Annotated in this window: 2 protein-coding genes; one reads left to right on the top strand and one right to left on the bottom strand. The window is 70.2% G+C overall.

Annotated elements, in window-relative coordinates; genetic code table 11:
• Nucleotides 1-415, top strand: a 415-nt coding sequence (locus OM076_RS44535; protein WP_270046766.1) for a TIGR03118 family protein, incomplete at its 5' end; no start/stop codon positions are given.
• 167 nt (nt 416-582) lie between these two features.
• Here OM076_RS44535 and OM076_RS44530 read toward each other — a convergent pair.
• The coding region (locus OM076_RS44530) for a hypothetical protein (protein ID WP_270046764.1) at nt 583-778 on the bottom strand (196 nt) is incomplete at its 5' end.

The following is a 778-nucleotide window of genomic DNA, read 5'->3' as shown; positions in this document are numbered from 1 at the left end:
CAAGCAGCAAGCCGGCAGCGACGACGAGGCCCATGGCCGCGGCCTGGGCATCGTCGATGCGTTCGACACCGCCGGCCGACTCCGCGCCCGCGTCGCCCAGTTCGGTCACCTGAACGCCCCATGGGGCCTCGCCCAGGCACCGGCGAGCTTCGGGCGCTTCGCCGGCGATCTGCTCGTCGGCAACTTCGGAGACGGCCACGTCTCCGCGTATCACAACCGCTTCCACGGGCACTTCACCCCGGCCGGGCAACTACGTTCCAGCACGGGCGGCGCACTGGCCATCGACGGCCTCTGGGCACTCGAGTTCGGCCAAGGAGCGGCCAACAACGGCCCCACCGACACGCTGTTCTTCACCGCCGGACCCAACGACGAGGCAAACGGCCTGTTCGGCTCCATCCGCGCGGCGACACCCTAGACACACTCGCAATTGCGGAGCGCCGGCCGTGCGCCGGCGCTCCCCGGCCGACGGGCACCATTCAACGTCTGCGCAGCCCAAGCCCAGCTCACCTCGCGCGCTGCTTGACGCTGTCGAGTCGGCCCGCCGGCCGCCCGCCTGAGTCCACGCGCTTGTTGCTTCGTCGCTCAGCCGCGCTTGAAGTGCAGCATGCCGAGTTCGGTCGGGAAGACCTCCTCGGCCTGGCGGGCGGCGCTCTCGGCGGCGATCGCCAGAGTTTGCTCGTGGGTCTTGGCGAGCAGCTTGTTGAGCTTCTTGAACCCGCGCTCGTCGAGCTCCAGCGGCGTGCGGGTCAGCACGACGTCCGGATCCTCGAGCGTGCCG

Source organism: Solirubrobacter ginsenosidimutans (assembly GCF_027587205.1).
Note: the sequence above shows the minus strand (reverse complement) of the source record. Positions and strands in the feature narration are given on the sequence as shown.